This is a genomic window from Winogradskyella sp. (genome assembly GCF_965228925.1).
Classification (GTDB): domain Bacteria; phylum Bacteroidota; class Bacteroidia; order Flavobacteriales; family Flavobacteriaceae; genus Winogradskyella.
Window position 1 is genome coordinate 4312312 of record NZ_OZ245845.1, and the last position, 21310, is coordinate 4333621.

Here is a 21310-nt window from a genome sequence, read left to right on the forward strand (position 1 = left end):
AAACCATCAATTAATGAACACAAAATTTTCACCAGTGTTTAAAGCATTTCTTCTGTGCTTTTTGTTTGTTGCTTTTACTACAAACGCACAAACCAAAACTCCAGAAAAACAGACTATGGGCTCAGTGCCTTCTGACGCTTTACCAATTACACCAGAAGTAAAGATTGGCAAACTATCTAATGGACTTACCTATTACATTCAGAATAATGGAAAACCAGAAGATAAAGTAGAATTGCGATTAGCCACAAAAGTGGGCTCTATTTTAGAAGACAAAGATCAGTTGGGTTTAGCCCATTTTATGGAACACATGAATTTTAATGGTACTACCAACTTTGAAAAGAATGAGTTAGTAGATTACCTACAAAGTATAGGTGTAGAGTTTGGGGCGGACCTTAACGCCTATACAGGATTTGACCAAACGGTTTATATCCTACCAATCCCGAGTGACGACCCTGTAAAATTAGATAAAGGGTTCTTGATTCTTAAAGATTGGGCTGGAGGCGCACTGTTGACCGATAAGGATATCGATGATGAACGTGGTGTAGTGATTGAAGAGTACCGAACACGCTTAGGAGCCTCCACAAGAATGCAGTCCAAATACTTAGATAAAATCGCTTATAAATCTAAATATGCAGAACGTTTGCCCATCGGTACTTTAGAAAGTATTGAAAATTTTACATACGAAAGCCTGAGACGCTTTAAAAATGATTGGTATAGACCAAATCTTATGGCCGTTATCGCCGTTGGTGATTTGGATGTAGAAACCTTAGAAAAGAAAATCAAGGACAACTTTAGCGACCTAAAAAACCCAGACAATCCAAGACCTCGAGAAGAGTTTTACTCAGAAAATCATGAAGGTACTTTTGTGGCTATTGAATGGGACGAGGAAGCTACAGGCTCTCGAGTACAGATATATTATAAGGATAAAGGCAAGCCAGAAAAGACAAAAACCGTAGCAGATTATAGAGATAATATGGTTGAAGGGCTTTTTGATCAGATGATTAACAATAGACTCGCAGAATACAGTAACAAACCTAATCCACCTTTTATTTATGGATTCTCCTTTAAAGGTGGTATCATCGGAAATAAAGATGCCTATCAGTCATTTGCACAGACCAATGAGACGGGACAGCTAGACGCCCTTAAAACCTTGTTAGAAGAGAATGAACGTGTAAAACGTTATGGCTTTAAAGCATCAGAACTAAAGCGGGCTAAAAAAGACTATTTGGCGCGATTAGAACGTCAATTTAAGAATAGAGATAAGCGCGAATCCAATAGAATAGTAAACAGCTATATTCAAAACTTTTTACGTGAGAGCCCTATTCCAGGAATAGAGTGGTCATACAATTATGCGCAAACCGAATTACCTAACATAACCCTTGACGAAGTCAATGGACTTATTTCAGATTTCTTGCACGATGATAATAGATTGGTTATTCTCACCGGGCCAAAAAAAGAGGGACTAACCAAAGTAACAGAACAACAAGTGATAGACCTGTTAGAATCTGTTAAAAAAGCTGAAATTGAAGATTATAAAGACGAAACGGTTAGAGAAGCGTTAATGCCTGTTAAGCCTACTAAGGGAAGTATTGCTGACAAGACGACTAACCATAAAGGACAAATCAACGAAACGACAACCTTAACCCTAAGCAACGGTGCCAAAGTGACTTTTAAAAAGACGGATTTTAAGAATGACGAAGTGCTTTTTGAAGCGTTTAGTTATGGAGGTACGTCTCTATATTCAAATGACGAATTGAAACAAACAGCGAGTGCTAATGGTGGCTTATTTGAAGCGGGTATTGACGGCATAGACAAAAACGAAATGGCCAAAATGACCTCCGGTAAAATTGTTAGGGTTCGACCCTATATTAGTGGTAGTTCTGAAGGCTTTCGTGGATCAGCTTCACCTAAGGATATGGAGATGATGTTCCAAATGATTCATTTGTACTTTACCAAACTTGATAAAGACCCTGAAGCCTTTGCCTCTTTTATTAGTAAGCAAAAAGCATTTTTGGGTAACATCTTGTCCAATCCAAATATTTCCTTTCAGATTGCTTTAGGAGAATTTAACAATGAAGGTAATCCCCGTTATACAGGCTTCCCTGATGAAGAGGCCTTAGCCAATGCCAATTACGACTTAGCCTATGAGAAGTATAAAGAACGCTTTGCCAACGCTGGTGATTTTCACTTCTATTTTGTCGGCAATGTCGATGAAAACCTCTTAGCGGATTACGCAGCCACTTATATTGCTTCCTTACCTAGTACAGACCAAAAAGAGACCTATAAAGTACACGACTTTAGACCAAAATCCGGTTCGCATGAGTTTGTATACAACAAAGGTACGGAACCCAAAAGTCAAGTGCGTTTGTCCTGGACCGGTGAAACAGAATATAATGCTAATGAAGCTAGGGCCATGACCATGTTAGGCGAAATCTTAAGCATTAAACTCATTGAAAAACTAAGAGAAGAAGAAGGTGGTGTATATGGTGCCGGAGCCAGAGGGTCATTAAGTAAAATACCTTATGGCCGTTATAATTTCAGCATATCGTTCCCTTGTGGTCCAGACAACGCTGAAAAGCTCGCGGCTGCATCCATAGCAGAATTAGAGGAAATTGTTAAAAATGGACCTACGGATGCCGATTTGGATAAAGTAAAGAAAGCCTTATTGTTAACAAGAAAAGAAAAACTCGAACAAAATCGTTTTTGGTTAGATGCCATTAGAGGAGCAGACTATAATAAGGGTGACCTGAACAATGTCGTTAATTATGAAAGTAATATCAATGCTGTAACGGCAAAGGATATTCAAGAGGTCGCCAAGAAATATTTAACCAATGGTTATATCAAGGCTATTTTAATGCCTGAAGAATAACATAAGTCTTATAAACACTTCAAAACAAGCTGTCTAAAACTAATCGTTTGGGCAGCTTGTTTGTTTAACCAATGTTAACAACTTCAATTTTCAAAACCCATAATAAATTGTATTTTTAAGCCCTTAACAAACCAAATCATTTAATGGGTAAAATTATAGCCATTGCTAATCAGAAAGGTGGTGTTGGCAAAACCACTACTTCTGTTAATTTAGCCGCCTCTCTTGGTGTCCTAGAAAAGAAAGTCCTACTTATAGATGCCGATCCGCAAGCCAATGCAAGCTCTGGATTAGGTATCGATGTTGATGCCGTAGAAATTGGTTCTTACCAAGTACTGGAACATACAAAATCTGCGAAAGAAGCTATTACTGCTTCAAACGCACCCAATGTTGATGTTATTCCCGCGCACATAGATCTTGTTGCGATTGAAATAGAGTTGGTCGATAAGGATGAGCGTGAATACATGCTTAAAAAGGCCATTTCCGACCTAAGATCAGAATATGATTATATCTTAATAGACTGTGCTCCGTCTCTGGGCTTATTGACCTTGAACGCCTTAACGGCTTCAGACTCGGTCATTATTCCTATTCAATGCGAGTACTTTGCCCTTGAAGGCTTAGGAAAACTGTTAAATACTATTAAAAGTGTACAGAAAATCCATAACCAAGCGTTAGACATAGAAGGTATGCTACTCACCATGTTCGATTCTCGATTGCGTTTATCGAACCAAGTGGTTGAAGAAGTCCAAAAGCATTTTAGCGATATGGTATTTGAAACCATCATTCAGCGTAATGTAAGATTGGGTGAGGCACCAAGTTATGGTGAGAGTATTATTAATTATGATGTAAGCAGTAAAGGCGCGGTAAACTATTTAAATTTAGCCAAAGAACTGATAAAGAAAAATGAATTGTAATGGCGAAGGCTACAAAGAAACAAGCATTAGGAAGGGGTCTTTCAGCGTTATTAAAAGATCCTGAAAACGATATTAAATCTGCCGATGACAAAAATGCAGATAAAGTGGTTGGTAATATTGTTGAGCTCGATATAGACAGTATCGATGTTAACCCATTTCAACCCAGAACCAATTTTAATGAAGATACGCTAAAGGAATTAGCGTCTTCTATTCGTGAGTTGGGCGTTATTCAGCCCATTACCGTTCGAAAATTGGCATTTAACAAATACCAATTAGTTTCTGGAGAACGTCGCTATAGAGCTTCAAAACTAATTGGTTTAGAAACGATCCCAGCTTATATACGCATCGCCAATGACCAAGAGTCCTTGGAAATGGCTCTGGTTGAGAATATTCAGCGTCAAGACCTAGACCCTATCGAAATTGCGCTTTCCTATCAACGATTAATTGATGAAATCAATTTAACCCAAGAGCAAATGAGTGAGCGCGTGGGTAAAAAGCGTTCGACCATTGCCAACTATTTGCGTTTATTAAAACTAGATCCTATTATACAAACGGGCATGCGAGACGGTTTTATTTCTATGGGTCATGGTAGAGCTATGGTCAATATCGAGAATCAGATTGACCAACTCGAGGTTTATGAAAAAATAATTAGCAATAAACTATCCGTAAGAGCCACCGAACAGTTGGTGAAGAAACTAAATTCCGATACCGACTCTGAACCAGAACCTGCTTCTGTTGAAATCCCTAAACATATTAAGAAAGGGGTGAAAGATTTTTCGGAATATTTTGGCCATAAAATCGATATTAAAGTGGCAAAGAATGGCAGTGGTAAAATTACCATTCCATTTCATTCAGAAGAAGACTTCAATAGAATTAAAAAATTAGTGCAGCGTGCTAAATAAAAGCAAAACCCTCTTTTTACTCTGTTTATGTTCAGTACTATTTTCATTTTCTCAAAAGAAAAATGACAGTACGAGTATAGCCCTAGATAAAGAGCCGGTTTTGGTAGAAGAGCAAATTTTCAAAAGAAAAGAAATCGATCCATTACGGCCTTCAAAAGCAGCGTTTTACTCGGCCATTTTCCCTGGGGCAGGACAGGCTTATAACAAAAAGTATTGGAAAATTCCCATTGTTTGGGGAGCTATTGGTACGGGAGTCTACTTTTACTTGAGAAACGACCGACAGTTCGACCGTTATAGAGATGCTTACAAAAGGCGATTAGCAGGCTTTACCGATGATGAGTTCTCTGATGAAAATGGAAATCCGTTGATCTCTGATGACGGTTTAATACGTGCCCAGCAGCAGTTTAGGCGTAATAAAGAGATTTCTTTATTGGTCACCATTGGCTTATACGCCTTAAACATAATTGATGCCAACGTAGATGCCCATCTGCTGCAATTTAATGTTGATGAAAATCTCAGTTTGCGCCCGCATTATCAATACAATGAACGAGAAAACTCCTCGGATTTGGGATTAACAGTTAATTTCAAATTTTAACTATGAATATCGCATTATTAGGATATGGCAGAATGGGAAAAAGCATTGAAGCTATTGCGCTCGAGCGTCATCACCATATCGTACTAAAAGTTTCTGAAGCTTCCGATGATTTTGATTTTTCCACGACTGATGTGGCGATAGATTTTAGCATCCCTACGGCTGCAGTGACTAATATCAAAAAAGCATTAGATGCCGGAGTTCCAATAATATCAGGAACCACTGGGTGGCTAAATGATTACAATCACATTATAGACTATTGTAAGGCAAAGGACGGAACTTTTTTATATGCTTCTAATTTCAGCTTAGGAGTCAATATCTTTTTCGAAATCAATAAAAAATTGAGTGCGCTCATGTCGACGGTTGATGGATATTCAACCGAAATTGAAGAAATCCATCACACTAAAAAACTAGATGCGCCTAGTGGTACCGCCATTACTTTGGCCGAGCAAATTATTGAACATACCAATTATAAGAATTGGACATTAGATGTCCCAGTGTCCGATGAAATTCCTATTAAAGCTAAGCGCATCCCCGAAGTACCAGGTACCCATGAGATTACTTACAATTCTGAAATTGATTCCATTTCCATTAAGCATACAGCACATAGTCGACAAGGCTTTGCTTTAGGAGCCGTTATCGCTGCGGAGTGGATAAAAGATAAAAAAGGTGTTTTTAGCATGAAAGATGTGTTAAACATTGGTTAACTTGCCACACAATTGATTTAAAATAAAATATTTTTCAACCAATTAGACTAAACATAGCATTATGACTTGGACCGAGTGGTTTATTTTTTTACTGATTTTACAGATTATCCATGGCCTGGGCACATGGAAACTATATATAAAGGCAGGTAGACAAGCTTGGGAAGCCTTTGCCCCTATCTACAATGCCGTTATACTTATGAAAATAATTTCCCGTCCTTGGTGGTGGGTAATTTTAATGTTCTTACCTATTGTCAACCTTATCATGATTCCCGCAGCTTGGGTAGAAACCGCTAGGGCGTTTGGCAAAGACACGAAATTAGATGCACTCATTTGCATCGTCACTTTAGGGTTTTATCTGTACTATTTAAACTATGTTGCCGATGTCAGCTATATTGAAAATAGAAAGTTGAAACCAAAAACTTCAACAGGTGAATGGATTACGTCCATTTTGTTTGCTATCGTTGCGGCGACGATTGTACATACCTATTTCTTTCAACCTTTCGTGATTCCATCATCGTCCTTAGAAAAATCACTTCTGGTAGGTGATTTCTTGATCGTAAGTAAAATACACTATGGTGCCAGAGCGCCAATGACCACTGTTGCGGCACCAATGGTACACGATACCATCCCTAAGTTAGGTGTTAAGTCTTACTTGTATAATGACAATTTCGAAAAACGTAAGACATCATTAATCAATAAACTACAACTCCCTTACTTTAGATTGCCAGGCTTTGAAAAGGTAGAACGGAATGATATCGTGGTCTTCAATCAGCCCGCGGATACCTTACTGGATATGAACGATTTCAATCCGGACCGTAACTATTACAAACCCATTGACAAAAAAACCAATTTGGTAAAACGTTGCGTTGGTTTACCTGGGGATACCTTAGAGGTTAGAGACGGTTACGTCTTTATTAATGGCAAACAAAATAAATTGCCTCCAAGGTCTCATTTACAATTTTCATATCGCCTCACCTTGAAAAAACCAATAGGTACTTCAGCAGAAGAACGTATGTTTTATAACATGTTAGACAAAGCAGATATAGATGATGGTTTTAGGTATAATCCTCAGGATGGATCGTTTTATATTGCTGCAGCATCAGACGAGGCTGTAAATAAGCTGAAAATTCAACCTAATGTAGCCAGTGTAGAGCGTGTTACGCGAGAGCCTGGTGAAGCTGGTGATGTCTTTCCAAGAGACCCTAATTATAAATGGAATGTGGATCATTTTGGTCCGTTATGGATTCCAAAGGCAGGAGCGACCATTAACTTAACGATGGAAAATTTACCGCTTTACAAACGCGCGATAGGTGAATATGAAGGCAATACAGTTGTGACACGCGACAATCAGATCTTCATTAACGATCAACCCGCAAGCTCCTATACCTTTAAACAAGATTATTACTGGATGATGGGAGACAACCGGCATAATTCTATAGATGCCAGAGCTTGGGGATTCGTACCCTACAATCATATTTTTGGTAAACCCGTATTTATTTGGATGAGCATTGATGGCATAAACGATGGCCTTAAAAACTGGAGTTTTAGATGGGATCGCATTTTTACTACCGTAAGCGGTACAGGAGAGCGTCAATCGTATTTTATTCCATTTTTAGTGGTAGTTTTTGGCATTTATGGGTTTACAAAGTGGCGAAAGAAAAAGAAAGCTAAACCATCAGCTTAAGGCCTTAGATAAAAAAGGTATGGATTGCCTTATACATCCGACGTATTTTCCAAACATCGCCCATTTAGTGGCTATGGCCCATTCAGATGTGGTCTATTTTGAGGTCTGTGATAATTATCAAAAGCAATCCTTTAGAAATCGCACAGAAATTTACGGTCCAAACGGAAAACTAGCCTTGACGGTTCCAGTAAATTACACGCAAAAACATCGACAAGGTTATAAAGATGTGAAAATCGCTAACGGTGACAAATGGCAATTGCAACACCTAAAATCCTTGCAGTCCGCCTATAGCATGTCCCCATTTTTTGAATATTACATCGATGACTTAATGCCGCTATTCGAAACGAGGTACGACTATATCTTGGACCTCAATTTAAAGTGCTTTGAGATACTCTTGGACCTTCTCCAAATTGAAATGTCTACCTCGAAAACTAAGAGCTTTGAGAAAACGCCTATAGACAAGACCGATTACAGGTTCCTTGTTAGTCGTAATCATCAAATAACGTCTTTGGATGCATATACACAAGTATTTACCGAAAAACATGGTTTTATAGCGAACCTAAGTATCTTGGACTTGCTGTGTAATGAAGGTCCAAACACCGAATTATACTTAAATCGACAATCCCTATAAACATGTTACGATTTTGTATACACTACGGTTTACATTTTGGCCTACCTCTGGTCATTGCCCTTCTGGTTTTTAGGAAACATTGGTTAAAGGCCTATCTCATAATGCTTTCTGCCTTTATTATTGATTTGGACCACTTATTAGCGCGCCCTATTTTCGATGCCAATCGCTGTAGTATTAACTTTCACCCGCTCCACTCCTATTATGCCATAGCAGTTTATGCCCTACTTTTAATACCTAAACCCACGCGCATTTTCGCTATTGGACTCTTGGCTCATATCCTTGCGGATACTTCGGATTGTTTATTGATCTAGTTTTAAGGTGGCTTTTATGGGATAGTGGTCAGAAAGCTGAACGTCAGAGTAGGTTTTAAAACCATTAACCGTAAACGCTTTATCGGCAAGTATAAAATCGATCCGCATTGGAAAATATTTGAAATCAAGCGTTTTACCAAAACCATGCCCTGCTTCTTCAAAGGTATCTAGGAGATCCTCCCCTAGAATTTCTTTATAGATATATGAATAGGCGGTGTTATTAAAATCACCAGCAATTATCGTTTTATAAGTGCATTTAGCCTTGTGCTTTAAGAGTAATTCAACTTGTTTTTGTTGCACCTTAAACGTTCGGCCCACCTGTTTAAAAATTTGTTCCGAAGACTCTTCTGTCAAGGCGTCAACATCGGTGTTAATACCTGCAGATTGCAAATGCAAATTGTAAATACGTATCGTATCTTTTTGTTTTACAATATCCACAAAAATGGCATTGTTCCTTGTATTCTGAAATTCTAATGACCCTGAATTCACAATGGGAAATTTTGAAAAGATGGCCTGTCCGCCTTTTGCTGATTTCGTATACTTTGCATTAAAATTGTAATAGCCCTCAAGGCTAATTGGACTCCCTCTTCGATACTCTTGCAAACTGATCACATCAGGTTTTTCTTTTGCAATGAGGCTAATAATATCGCTTTTTACATTTTTGTTGGGTAACCACTGAAATACATTAAACGATCTAACATTAAAAGACATGACCGAAAAATCAGCGGGGTCATCTAAGATTTCCGTCGATGAAAATTGATATATAGAGCTGATATACTTATAGCCCAAAATCAAAACGATTAAAGACAAAAATAGTTGCTTTCTTAATTGAATCGCCCAATACAGAAAGAACAAAATATTAAGAAAAATCAATAAAGGCACACCCAAACTTAAAACCGATAAGGTTGCAAAACGCTGTGGTGGCGCATAGGGCAAAAGATAAGAAATCAATAGTAAGAGTGCTGCCAACGTATTGACAATAAATATCAATTTACCAAAGAATCCCAGGCGCTTCATGTTGCTATTAATCGTCTTTGCTAGCCTCAAATAAAAATTTCTTTTCTTTCGCGGTCAGACTATCATAACCACTCTTACTGATTTTATCTAAAATAGCATCGATCTTTTTTTGCTTATCGTTGGTATCAGAACTGCCCTTCGCTTTTGGAGCTCTAGATGGCTTTCGATGTACCGTTTTTAAATTGGATTTCGGTTTAAACCAGCTCATAATGGTGTCCATAAGACGTTCAAAACCTACTCCGATATCTTTTCCTTTTTTCAAATTAGCGGCATAGGAATACCCCAATAGATAACCGCCAACATGCGCTATATATCCCCCTTGATTAACGCCCATTAGTATTCTTATGACATCTATGCTTACAAAAAAGATAGCGATGTGCATCCACTTTACATTAAACGTATTGAATAATCGAATTTGGGAATCTGGCATATAGATGGCAATAAACATCAATAAGGCGCTGACGCCTGCCGAAGCCCCCACCATAATACCTTTTTGAAAGCCAACGATACTGGTTGGAAGGATATTAGAAAATGCCAAATACGCCAGTCCACCAGAAATAATGCCCAGCAAGTAAATGTTCAACACCATTTTGGTTCTAAAGAGATTAGATGCCGCACTCGACAGGTAGAACAAAAAGAGCATATTGAACAACAGATGCCAAATACCTGAATGTAAAAACCCATAAGTGATTAATGACCAAGGTTGTAAAATAAAATCACCAAAACCAGAGGGCATTACAAAATACTTGACGACTGTCAATCTAAAAATACTAGACAACGCCACATCAAGAATAAAAACAATAATATTTATGGTAATGATTTTACCAAAGACATCTAAATTATTATATCTGTATTTCAGACTTTGAAAGGTATTCATAGTTAGTTCCAACGGTAATTATCCATACTATTCTTCCTCCAATACCACATGATTAGAAAACCAATGACCGCTCCACCAACATGCGCCATATAAGCAGTATTACTTGGACTAAAGAAAGATTGCCCTGTGATTGCTGAGATTATATCCAAGATTATAATTCCAGGAATAAAATACTTTGCTTTTATGGGTATTGGTAAAAATATTAACATCAATTTCGCATTGGGATTCATCATGCCAAAAGCTGCTAAAATGCCCATTATACAACCTGAAGCCCCTACCATGGCACTTCTATTAATAACGTTCAAATCAAACAGTGCACTAAATTGAGCATTCGAAATATTTCCGCTAAATCCATATTCATTAAGAATAGGCATCATCTTCCTACTTAAAATTTCCCCTTTTATTAATCGTCCATCTGAAGCGTCAATATTTATAATCTTTGATAATAAATCACTGTTAAAATTTAATTCCGAAACCGTTTGCATAGCAGGGAAATAGTCAACATAATAATATCCTAACTGAAAAAGTAATGCTCCAAAACCAGCAGAAAAATACACAAATAGAAACTTTTTCGTCCCTAGTCTCTGTTCAACTGGAGTACCAAACATCCATAAGGCAAACATATTAAATAAGATATGTGTTGGACCTCCATGCATAAACATATGCGTTACAACCTGCCAAGGTTTAAACAAATCATTAGTTGGGAAATACATAGCGAACAAACTATCAAATAAGCCTTGCTGTAGGGCTTCTTTTCCAATAAACATCAAAACATTTATAATTATCAAATGCTTTACAGCGTCTGTAATTCCTAATCTCATAGACTAATTAAATTTATTTTCAATATCATCAACGGACATGGTGACAAACGTCGGTTTGTTGGTTGGTGACATATTGGGTTCTTTACAAGCAAATAGACTGTTCACTAAATGCTCTTGTTCTGTATGATTAAGGGCCTGTCCATTTTTTATGGCTAGACTCTTAGCCATGGATTTTGCCAATAAATCGGCAGCACTAAAATTGGCATCGGGCACATCTTGCTTAACATCACTAATGAGCTGTTCTAAAATCGAAGACACCTCGCTTTCTGGTACGCCTACAGGTACTCCCGTAATGGTGATCGTATTTTCAGATCCTTCAGAAAAGGCAAAACCTGTATGCTCCAAATTGGCTTTTAACTCCTCAATAATTTTGCATTCGTCTGGTGTAAACTCTAATTGCAAGGGAAATAACAATTGCTGACTTGTGGCTTCTTTAATGGTAACGTGCTTTAAGAAATTTTCGTACAATACACGTTGGTGTGCCCTATTTTGGTCAACAATCAACATCCCGGATTTTAGCGTACTCACGATATACTTATGTTGCAGCTGAAAGGTGGTCTTATGGGTTTCTACCGCAGAATCCCCAAAAACAGATGCCGTTTTTGAATCACTCTCAAAAGTAACGGAGCTAAAGTCGGTGTTACTATTGTTTTCTTTAGATTCCAGACCCACATAGAGACCTTCCCAATTGGCTGCTGGTGCTTTTTTAAAATGTGTGTGACCCGAGGACGATGACTGTGCTGTATCGGTATCATCGGCAAACGGATTAAAACTTCTATCTACCTCAATGGTAGGCGCCTTACCCACTTTATCTTTATAACTGTAAGGTGTGTTTAGACTGCTCTGGTGCTCAAAATCCAGTACAGGGGCGATATTAAACTGCCCCAAGCTGTGTTTTACGGCCGAGCGCAATATGGCATATAAGGTATGCTCATCGTCAAACTTAATTTCTGTTTTTGTAGGATGAATATTAATATCAATTGTCTTGGGATTAACGGTGAGGTTCAAAAAATAGCTCGGATGATAGCCCGTTTTCAATAAGCCTTCGAAAGCTGCACTAATCGCATGATTGAGATAGGGACTTTTGATAAAACGCTGATTGACAAAAAAGAATTGCTCTGATCTTGTTTTCTTGGAATATTCGGGCTTACCCACAAATCCCGAAATCTTGAGCACTTCGGTATCTTCTTCGACAGGTACTAATTTTTCGTTGGTTTTATTTCCAAAAATATGTACCACACGTTGTCTATACTTTTCTTGTGGCAGATGAAACAATTCTGCTCCATTGTGATAGAATACAAAGGCAATATTGGGATGTGCCAAAGCCACACGATGAAATTCATCGGTGATATGTCGCAATTCTACCGTATCTGATTTTAAAAAATTACGTCTTGCCGGAATATTGAAAAACAAATTTTTCACAGCCACCGATGTGCCTACGGGTGTAACGGAAACGTCTTGCGACTTCACTTGGCTGCCTTCAATTTCTATAGCAGTGCCCAATTCATCCTCAGGGCGTTTAGTTTTTAATTCGACATGGGCAATAGCTGCGATACTCGCTAAGGCTTCACCCCTAAAGCCTTTGGTATGTAGTTGGAATAAATCTTCGGCTGATTTTATTTTGGAGGTGGCGTGACGCTCAAAACTTAAACGCGCATCCGTAACACTCATGCCTTTTCCATTGTCAATGACCTGTACAAGGGTTTTCCCAGCATCCTTTACAATGAGCTTTACTTCAGTAGCCTCAGCATCAATGGCATTTTCTAAAAGTTCCTTAACTACGGATGCAGGGCGCTGTACCACTTCACCTGCTGCAATTTGGTTGGCAACATGGTCAGGTAAAAGTTGAATGATATCTGTCATTAGCGTCTTAGTGAGAAAATAGAGAGATCAAAATCTATGATATAAAGAAAAATAAACACAAAAAGCGCTATAAGTAATAATATGGTACGATTGAATCCCGAATTATTTCTGTTTCTGCTACTGACCCTTTGCTCATGCCATTGACCAGAAAAGTCATTTTTATTGTAAGTATCGGCATAAGCATCAAATTTTGTAGAGTATTTTGATTCGTCTGTACTCTCTTTACCTTTATAATAACGTGGCGTATAGTTAAACCTTTTGTTTTTAGGCAATCTCTTGATAAGTGTGAATTTTATTGGACCCATAATTCAATTATTTAATATATCCATTAAGGATATAAATTAAAACAAAGAGCGCCACCAAAACGACAATCAGAAAAGGTAAAGACGTAAACCTATTTCCTCTACGTTTCGTATTACCTCTTAACTCATCCCATTTTGCTTCTAGACGTTCTCTCGACTTTTCTTCTTCAGAATCCTGAAAACGAGGCTTATAGCTAAATCGCTTGTTTTTTCGTTGATTAAACAATTTATATCGTAGATTAATACTAGATAATCTCAAATGTACTTAAAATACTGAGACAAATTGCCTAAGGATTCCTTAAAATTATCAACAAAAAAGATGCCACTTTAAAGTTAGAAGCTTGAAGTTGGAAGCAAGAAGCTTAGGAGCTTGAAGTACAAAGTTAAAAGTTGGAAGTGCGAAGTTGGAAGTGCGAAGTTGCTACTTGGGTCTTTGGTTTTGGGTATTTGGTATTTGAAAGTTAATCGTTACATGAATACCGCCTACTGAACACTGATTACTGAACACTGAATACTGTCTATTGGGTATTAGGGATTTGGGATTTGGAATTTGAAAGTTAATCGTTACTCATTACTGAACACTGCCTACTGATTACTGATTACTGCCTACTGAACACTGAACACTGCCAACTAAGCAGTATCCTTCCGTAACTTCGCCATCTTAATCGCTGTAATGGCAGCTTCAGTGCCTTTATTCCCATGCTTTCCGCCAGAACGCTCTATGGATTGTTGCATGTTGTTGTCCGTTAAGACACAAAAGATTACTGGAATATCCCCTTTAAGATTAAGGTCCTTAATGCCTTGTGTGACGCCTTCACAAACAAAATCGAAGTGTTTGGTTTCCCCTTGTATAACACAGCCAATAACAATAATGGCATCCAACATGCCAGATTCGGCATAGATACTTTTGGATAGTCGTGCGGCCCCATAGGTAAGTTCAAAGGTCCCAGGCACATTCCAACGCACAATGTTTTCTTTTAATGCCCCACAATCGATCAGAGCATCAAAAGCGCCTTGCCAAAGGCCCTCGGTAATATTGGCATTCCATTCTGAAACAACAATCCCAAACCGAAAATCTTTCGCGTTTGGGATTGTAGCTTTATCGTAATTCGATAAATTATGATTTGCAGTCGCCATTTTTATAAGCTTGCTTCTACTTTTCCTATGAGTACATCTACCTGTCCAGCTTCTGTAGAGCCGTCAAATTCAGACTTAATACGATTTAAATAATCCAAAGCTTTTTGGTTGTTGCCTAAATCTATAGCCACTCTAGCAGCCTTCAACAGATACATGGGTGTTGTAAAGTCATTGACATTGGCTTTAAAGGCTTTTTCATAATACTCTAAAGCTTCGGTAGGCTGTTCTAATTGTACGAAGGCATCACCTATACCACCTTTAGCAATAGGTCCCAACATGGTATCATCGCTAGTGAAATCACTGAGGTAGGTCACGGCATTTTGATAATCCTTAAGATTTAAGTAAGCCATCCCCGCATAGTAATTGGCTAGATTTGCCGCTTGGGTACCACCATATTGATCAATGATATCCAACATACCATACTTACCTTCACCTCCATTTAAAGCCATGGTGTATAATGAATCAGATGAAATACCATTAGCGGCATCCTCAAAGTATTTTTTAGCCTGGTACATTTCGTTCATCGCCTCTTTTTGCTGTGGTTCAGCGAAGTATCTATTGTAGCCAAGGTAACCCAATACGACTACAGCTATGGCAGCTATAGCGCCAATGATATAGTTCTGATTTTTAACAAACCACTCCTCTGTCTTGGAAGCTCCTTCATCTAAGGTATTAAATACCTCTGCCGTTGCAGAGTTCTCCTCAACAATTTCTTCCTTTTCCTTTTTCGTTTTTGGTTTATAGCCTCTTTTCTTATACGTTGCCATCTGTTGTCTATTAATGCGTGCGCAAAAATATAATATTTTATGGTATTTAAAAATCTAATTATTTGTTATTTTTCAATAATTTGCACAGCTATTTATCGCAATTGAACATCTTTAAAATCAAGAAAAAGATGTAGGTTTTTATGATTCTAAACACATTATCTTTAGTTAATTACAAAAATTTTGAAAGTCAGGTTTTTGATTTTGACACCAAAATCAACTGTTTTGTGGGCGCTAATGGTGTCGGAAAAACTAATGCACTCGATGCGATTTACCACCTAGCTTTCGGAAAAAGTTACTTTAATCCCATCGCGCTTCAGAACATTAAACACGGTGCAGATTTTTTTGTGGTTGATGGGCATTTCACTAAAAACGAGCGCTCAGAAAAAATCATCGTATCGTTAAAACGCGGTCAAAAGAAAATCATTAAACGCAATGGCAAGGCCTATGAAAAATTCAGTGATCATATCGGTTTTATTCCATTGGTAATCATCTCACCTGCCGATCGCGACTTAATTATTGAAGGTAGTGATACGCGACGAAAGTTTATAGATAGTGTTATTTCTCAAAGTGATAAAGCCTATCTCAGCCAAATCATTGCCTATAATAAGGTGCTATCGCAACGTAACGCCTTACTAAAATACTTTGCCCTGAATAACACCTTTAATGGCGATACATTGGGCATTTACAACGAGCAGCTCGACACCTACAGTAAATCTATTTTTCAGAAGCGTCACGATTTCTTAAAGGTCTTTATCCCCATTTTTAAGGAACGCTATGAAGCCATAAGTCAAAGTCAAGAAGCAATTGATTTAAAATACAAAAGTGATCTCTTCAATGGAGATTTAATCGATCTTTTACAGGCCAATCTCAATAAGGATAAAGCCTTGCAATACACTAGTGTTGGAACACATAAGGACGACCTTACCTTTTTGATTGATGACTTTCCCATTAAGAAATTTGGTAGTCAAGGCCAGCAAAAATCCTTTTTAATTGCCCTTAAATTGGCACAGTTCGATTTTATAAAGCAACAAAGTGGTGTCTCGCCTATTTTGCTCTTGGATGATATTTTTGATAAACTCGATGAGCATCGTGTGGCGCAAATCATAAGCTTGGTGGATGACACCCATTTTGGACAGATTTTTATCAGCGATACCCATGCGGACCGAACAGAGCATGTGGTTAAGCAAATTCATCAGTCCTATAAACTGTTTAAGTTATGATTAAAAATACAACCGGTAAAGTCATTGCGAGTTCCGAAAATTCGGAACGTGGCAATCTCACATTTTTTAGTCTTGTTCTTTTGTCATTATTATTACTGACCTTAAGCTGTTCCAAAAACCCCGAAACTTATATTCCGCATATAGAGGGCTACTGGGAAATTGAAGAAGTGACCTTACCTAATGACGAAAAAAAACAGTATCAATTCAACGAAACTGTAGATTATATTAGTGTTAATGATAGCTTACATGGGTTTCGCAAAAAATTAAAACCAGGTATTAATGACACCTACTTCACGTCTGATGATGCAGAATCGTTTGTTTTAAAAATCGAAAACGATAGTCTGAATGTGTATTATAGGACGCCATACGCTCAATGGAAGGAAACCATTTTAGAAGCCTCGTCGACACAGCTCAGAGTGAGTAATCAAGACAAGGCAATATATGTCTACAAACGATATACTCCTATTAAATTGAATGTTGAATAACCTTTAATTCTAATGTTGTCCGGATGTCATGCTGATCACTTCAGCTTTATTTATAGAAACTATGACAATTTGTAATGTGATTTAGCTTTGCTGAACCTTCGGTTTCTCGCTACGCTCGAAATGACAGGTTTAGTCATGTCGAACCCTGTGTGAGACATCACATCATACTTTGAGGACGCAAGACTTGAATCCTCAAAAGTAAACAAACTTTCACCTTTAACTAGACTGTCAGTTCCAGTGATTCCGATCCCGATAGTTATCGGGACTATCGGAATTGTATCGAGAACCTTCTTACAACAAACTTTCACGTTTTTTTACGAATAAAATTCACCCGAATTGACGACCTTTGTTAAACTAATAAAATTACCCCCTTTCCTGTCTGCCGACAGGCAGGCGCAGGAACTATAATGACAAAGCGTAGCAACGATAATCGCCCTATAGAAGAGATTCTTAAAGAGTTTGTAGAAACCCATAATTTACAAGCTGGTCTAGATAAGGTGAATGTGCGTGAGGCATGGGCCAATCTTATGGGTAATGGGGTCAACAATTATACTACTGCTATCGAACTAAAAAACGACACCCTATATGTACAGCTTAGCTCAAGTGTACTCCGTGAAGAATTGAGCTATGGCAAGGAGAAAATCGTTACCATGCTCAACGAATCCCTAGGCAAGGACATCGTAAAAAAATTAGTCCTTCGCTAAACGACAAACTGCTAAAGTTTTCAAAAATCTAAAAACGGTGCCTTAGGGGCTTTGTATCTTTACAAAAAGCTATAATGAGACCCTTTTTATTTGTATTTATTGTTCTATTTCAACAATCCATGACCCTATTTCAATTTAGTACCGACAGTAATAGCAGCAACTGGAGAATTTTGGATGATGTGGTAATGGGAGGACGTTCGGATGGGCACTTTAAAGTGAATACCGATGGCTATGGCGAATACTCAGGAAACGTTTCACTAGAAAACAATGGTGGTTTTTCGTCCTTGCGCTATGATTTTGAAACGGTGAACTCGTCTGATTACACCTCATTTAAAATCAGAATCAAAGGAGATGGTAAAACCTATCAATTTAGAGTGAAAGATAGCCGCTACAATCGCTATTCCTACATCTTCAAATTTGAAACCACGGGTGACTGGCAAACTATAGACATTCCATTTGCAGCCATGTACGCCTCTTTTAGGGGCTATCGTTTGGATATGCCAAATTTTAAGGGTGATCAAATGGAAGAAATCGCATTCTTGATCGGCAATAAGAAAAAAGAAAGCTTCAAACTCCTTATCGACTCCATTACTTTAGAATAATATTTGGTATTTTTAAGTGCTACTAATTTTTACACTTAATGAAATACCTGAAACTCCTGTTGTCCTTTGTTCTTACCATTGGCATTTTTTTCGTCTTAAATACAAAACTCGGTTCAATTCCCCCCTTAGGTAAATTCTTAAATCCAACATCTGGTATCTGGCAAAATGAAAAGGATGAAGCCATCACTGGTGAAGTCTCTATCCCAGGCTTAAAAGATCAGGTCACGGTACACTATGACCAGCATATGATTCCACATGTCTTTGCACAGAACGAGCACGACTTGTATAAAGCCCAAGGCTATTTAACGGCCAAACATCGCTTATGGCAGCTGGAATTTCAAACTCATGCAGCGGCAGGTCGCCTCTCAGAGATCTTTGGTGAGAGAGCCTTAAACTACGACCGTACAGAACGTCGGCGCGGTATGGGTTACGGTGCCGAACAGGCCATTGCCTATATGGAACAACACGATAACGAAACCTTGAGCTATGTGCAGGATTATGCCGATGGTGTCAATGCCTACATCAACCAACTCAATCCTAAAGATTATCCTGTCGAATATAAATTATTGGATTATGAGCCCGAAGCTTGGTCTCCTAAAAAAACAGCCTTACTGCTGATGTATATGACTAAAATGTTGGCTGGCGGTGACGATGATTTAGAATATACCAATGTACTGCGATTAATAGGTCAAGACCACTTTGATTTGCTCTTCCCAGACTTTTTTGATGTGACCGATCCTGTGATTCCGAAGGAAACGGATTGGAGCTTTATCGATGTGCCGCAAACCCCGCTGCCTGCGAGTCAAGCCGCAGTTTTGGATACCATTGTAGAAACCATTGAAAAACCGAACCCTGATAATGGCAGTAACAATTGGGCAGTTTCGGGAGCTAAATCTGCCACGGGAAACCCCATTCTGGCCAACGATCCACATTTAGGCTTAAACTTACCTGCCATTTGGTTTGTAATGCAATTGAGCACTCCAGAGCACAATGCCTTTGGGGCGACCATTCCAGGAGCTTTAAGTGTCATTTCTGGCTTTAACCAGCACATCGCTTGGGGAGAAACCAATGCCACACGAGATGTCATTGATTGGTACAAAGTGGAATTCAATGCTGATCGCACCCAATACAAATATGATGGCGGTTGGAAGGATGTAAACCTAAGAGTCGAAGACATTACAATAAGAGGCAAGGAAAACTATGTAGATTCGGTGTTGTATACCCATCATGGGCCTGTAGTTTACGACAAGAACTATAAGTCTGATGAAGAGTTGGCAGGCTACGCCATGCGATGGATCGGCCATGATGGTGGGAATAATCAAAAAACCTTTATCGCGTTGAACAAGGCCAAAAATTATGACGAGTATGTAAGCGCTTTACAATGCTGGAACGCTCCGGCACAAAACTTTGTCTTTGCCTCGACTGAAGGGGATATTGCTTTATGGATCCAAGGGAAATTTGCCAATAAATGGGAAGGCCAAGGTAAGTTTTTAATGAATGGTAGCAACCCTGAAAACGACTGGCAGAGTTACATTCCTCAGAAGTTTAATGCCCATACTAAGAATCCTGAGCGCGGATTTGTCAGCTCGGCCAATCAGCATCCTGTAGATGAAAATTATCCCTATTATGTGTTTAACGATGGCTATGAGACCTATCGCAATCGTGTCATTAATGACTATTTCGATTCTAAGGATAGCTTTAGTGTTGAGGATTTTAAAGACTTACATAACAATAATTATAATTTAAAAGCCTCAGAACTCGTCCCTTATATGTTAGAGCATATGGATGCCACTTCCCTATCTGATGATGAAAAAGCGATTTATGAAGAAATCAAAGCCTGGAACTTTAATAACGATATCGATGAAGTCGGACCAAGTATTTGGCGCCAATGGTATGGCCGATTGTATAACATCACTTGGGATGAATTTGCTGTAGAAGATACGGCCTTAGATGCTCCCACAACCTACCAAACCATTTACCTCTTAAAGAATCATGGTGATCATGAATTTATGGATTTTGTGGAGACCAAAGATAAAACCGAAACCGCTAAGGATCTCTTTTTATTGGCATTTAAGAAGGCTGCAGAACGCTTAATGGAAATTAAGGAAGAAGAAGGCGACTATACATGGGCAAATTACAAAGGCACCTATGCTGGGCATCTATTACAAGGCTTACCCGCCTTTTCACGATTTGATATCCCCATTGGAGGTGATCGTAATATCGTCAATGCTACCTCCGAAAATCATGGGCCTTCCTGGCGTATGATTGTGGAAATGACCTCACCACCCACGGCTATTGGTATATATCCTGGCGGTCAATCAGGGAATCCGGGAAGCCAATACTATGACAATTTTATTGATGATTGGGCCGCAGGTAATTATTACACCCTTAACTTTTTACAATCCGACAACGCTACAGATGCAACTATTGGAACACAAACCTTAACACCAGCAAAAAATGACTAAAAATATCCTCAACTTTATTGCAACCATTGTTTTGGCAGCCCTATTATCTTTATTCCTACCTTGGTGGTCCATAATGACAGCAGCTTTGGCGACGGCTTTATTTATTCCCTTAAAAAGAGCAGCCGTGTTCTTTGTGCCTTTTTTAGCCATATTGTTTTTTTGGTCGATTTATAGCTTTATCTTAAGTAGTGCTAATGATTTTACCTTGGCGAATAAAATAGCAGTATTACTCGAAATTGGTGGTAAACCCTATCTCTTGATTTTGGTCACAGGCGTGGTTGGAGGTTTGGCGGCTGGGGTAGCAGCTATTTTTGGCAAGCAAATCTTTGCAATGAGCAGGGGTAGTTAAGTACGCTTACCTAAAAATATCTTAAAACTAATTTCAATAGGACTACATTTTTAGTAAAAGAAGCATAGCTCACTAAAACCGATATTCTTGTCCA

At 38.5% G+C, this 21310-nt stretch carries 22 protein-coding genes; 14 read left to right on the forward strand and 8 right to left on the reverse strand.

Going from position 1 to position 21310, the window contains the following annotated elements:
• Positions 1 to 13: 13 nt before the first annotated feature.
• The 8 genes from ACO052_RS18140 to ACO052_RS18175 all read left to right on the forward strand — a co-directional run bounded on the left by ACO052_RS18140 (position 14) and on the right by ACO052_RS18175 (position 8607).
• Positions 14 to 2869, forward strand: a complete 2856-nt coding sequence (locus ACO052_RS18140; protein ID WP_422105204.1) for a M16 family metallopeptidase — start codon at positions 14 to 16, stop codon at positions 2867 to 2869.
• Between the two features lie 143 nt (positions 2870 to 3012).
• Complete coding sequence (locus tag ACO052_RS18145) at positions 3013 to 3780, forward strand: ParA family protein (protein ID WP_422105205.1); 768 nt, start codon at positions 3013 to 3015, stop codon at positions 3778 to 3780.
• Positions 3780 to 4682 carry a ParB/RepB/Spo0J family partition protein gene (locus ACO052_RS18150; protein WP_422105206.1) on the forward strand — a complete coding sequence of 301 codons (903 nt, stop codon included), beginning with the start codon at positions 3780 to 3782 and terminating at the stop codon, positions 4680 to 4682. Before ACO052_RS18145 ends, ACO052_RS18150 begins: the two co-directional genes overlap by 1 nt.
• Positions 4672 to 5277, forward strand: coding sequence for a DUF5683 domain-containing protein (locus ACO052_RS18155; RefSeq protein WP_422105207.1), 606 nt, complete (start codon positions 4672 to 4674; stop codon positions 5275 to 5277). Before ACO052_RS18150 ends, ACO052_RS18155 begins: the two co-directional genes overlap by 11 nt.
• Positions 5278 to 5279: 2 nt before the next feature.
• On the forward strand, positions 5280 to 5981 hold the full coding sequence (gene dapB, locus ACO052_RS18160) for a 4-hydroxy-tetrahydrodipicolinate reductase (protein ID WP_422105208.1): 702 nt from the start codon (positions 5280 to 5282) through the stop codon (positions 5979 to 5981).
• A gap of 61 nt (positions 5982 to 6042) precedes the next feature.
• On the forward strand, positions 6043 to 7665 hold the full coding sequence (gene lepB / locus ACO052_RS18165) for a signal peptidase I (RefSeq protein WP_422105209.1): 1623 nt from the start codon (positions 6043 to 6045) through the stop codon (positions 7663 to 7665).
• A 19-nt stretch (positions 7666 to 7684) separates the two neighbouring features.
• Complete coding sequence (locus tag ACO052_RS18170; protein ID WP_422105210.1) at positions 7685 to 8296, forward strand: WbqC family protein; 612 nt, start codon at positions 7685 to 7687, stop codon at positions 8294 to 8296.
• A 2-nt stretch (positions 8297 to 8298) separates the two neighbouring features.
• Positions 8299 to 8607 carry a DUF6122 family protein gene (locus ACO052_RS18175; RefSeq protein ID WP_422105211.1) on the forward strand — a complete coding sequence of 103 codons (309 nt, stop codon included), beginning with the start codon at positions 8299 to 8301 and terminating at the stop codon, positions 8605 to 8607.
• On the opposite strand, the gene ACO052_RS18180 is transcribed toward ACO052_RS18175, so the two are convergent.
• The 8 genes from ACO052_RS18180 to ACO052_RS18215 form a co-directional block, all read right to left on the reverse strand.
• The gene (locus ACO052_RS18180) at positions 8596 to 9654 is read right to left on the reverse strand and encodes an endonuclease/exonuclease/phosphatase family protein (protein WP_422105212.1); all 1059 of its coding nucleotides are present in this window, start codon (positions 9652 to 9654) and stop codon (positions 8596 to 8598) included. The two genes, ACO052_RS18175 and ACO052_RS18180, sit on opposite strands and share 12 nt — an antisense overlap.
• Positions 9632 to 10501, reverse strand: coding sequence for a rhomboid family intramembrane serine protease (locus ACO052_RS18185; protein ID WP_422105213.1), 870 nt, complete (start codon positions 10499 to 10501; stop codon positions 9632 to 9634). The genes ACO052_RS18180 and ACO052_RS18185 overlap by 23 nt, the downstream gene beginning before the upstream one ends.
• A gap of 2 nt (positions 10502 to 10503) precedes the next feature.
• Positions 10504 to 11322 carry a rhomboid family intramembrane serine protease gene (locus tag ACO052_RS18190; protein ID WP_422105214.1) on the reverse strand — a complete coding sequence of 273 codons (819 nt, stop codon included), beginning with the start codon at positions 11320 to 11322 and terminating at the stop codon, positions 10504 to 10506.
• A gap of 3 nt (positions 11323 to 11325) precedes the next feature.
• Positions 11326 to 13185: a DNA mismatch repair endonuclease MutL gene (mutL, locus tag ACO052_RS18195; protein WP_422105215.1), complete on the reverse strand. Its 1860-nt coding sequence runs from the start codon at positions 13183 to 13185 to the stop codon at positions 11326 to 11328.
• A complete protein-coding gene (locus ACO052_RS18200; RefSeq protein WP_422105216.1) occupies positions 13185 to 13490 on the reverse strand; it encodes a hypothetical protein in 306 nt (101 codons plus the stop codon). The genes mutL and ACO052_RS18200 overlap by 1 nt, the downstream gene beginning before the upstream one ends.
• A gap of 7 nt (positions 13491 to 13497) precedes the next feature.
• On the reverse strand, positions 13498 to 13713 hold the full coding sequence (locus ACO052_RS18205) for a hypothetical protein (protein WP_422105217.1): 216 nt from the start codon (positions 13711 to 13713) through the stop codon (positions 13498 to 13500).
• 404 nt (positions 13714 to 14117) lie between these two features.
• The gene (ribH, locus tag ACO052_RS18210; RefSeq protein WP_422105218.1) at positions 14118 to 14624 is read right to left on the reverse strand and encodes a 6,7-dimethyl-8-ribityllumazine synthase; all 507 of its coding nucleotides are present in this window, start codon (positions 14622 to 14624) and stop codon (positions 14118 to 14120) included.
• A 2-nt stretch (positions 14625 to 14626) separates the two neighbouring features.
• The gene (locus ACO052_RS18215) at positions 14627 to 15391 is read right to left on the reverse strand and encodes a tetratricopeptide repeat protein (protein ID WP_422105219.1); all 765 of its coding nucleotides are present in this window, start codon (positions 15389 to 15391) and stop codon (positions 14627 to 14629) included.
• A gap of 140 nt (positions 15392 to 15531) precedes the next feature.
• Between ACO052_RS18215 and recF the strand changes: the two genes are divergently transcribed.
• The 6 genes from recF (at position 15532) to ACO052_RS18245 (ending at position 21216) form a co-directional block, all read left to right on the forward strand.
• Positions 15532 to 16611 (forward strand): DNA replication/repair protein RecF, encoded by a 1080-nt coding sequence (recF, locus tag ACO052_RS18220; RefSeq protein WP_422105220.1) that lies wholly within the window; start codon positions 15532 to 15534, stop codon positions 16609 to 16611.
• Complete coding sequence (locus ACO052_RS18225; protein WP_422105221.1) at positions 16608 to 17096, forward strand: lipocalin family protein; 489 nt, start codon at positions 16608 to 16610, stop codon at positions 17094 to 17096. Before recF ends, ACO052_RS18225 begins: the two co-directional genes overlap by 4 nt.
• A 407-nt stretch (positions 17097 to 17503) precedes the next feature.
• Positions 17504 to 17800: a DUF721 domain-containing protein gene (locus ACO052_RS18230; RefSeq protein WP_422105222.1), complete on the forward strand. Its 297-nt coding sequence runs from the start codon at positions 17504 to 17506 to the stop codon at positions 17798 to 17800.
• Positions 17801 to 17874: 74 nt separating this feature from the next.
• Positions 17875 to 18402, forward strand: a complete 528-nt coding sequence (locus tag ACO052_RS18235) for a CIA30 family protein (RefSeq protein WP_422105223.1) — start codon at positions 17875 to 17877, stop codon at positions 18400 to 18402.
• 38 nt (positions 18403 to 18440) lie between these two features.
• Positions 18441 to 20867 (forward strand): penicillin acylase family protein, encoded by a 2427-nt coding sequence (locus ACO052_RS18240; protein ID WP_422105224.1) that lies wholly within the window; start codon positions 18441 to 18443, stop codon positions 20865 to 20867.
• Positions 20860 to 21216, forward strand: a complete 357-nt coding sequence (locus tag ACO052_RS18245; protein WP_422105225.1) for a hypothetical protein — start codon at positions 20860 to 20862, stop codon at positions 21214 to 21216. The genes ACO052_RS18240 and ACO052_RS18245 overlap by 8 nt, the downstream gene beginning before the upstream one ends.
• Positions 21217 to 21310: the final 94 nt, after the last annotated feature.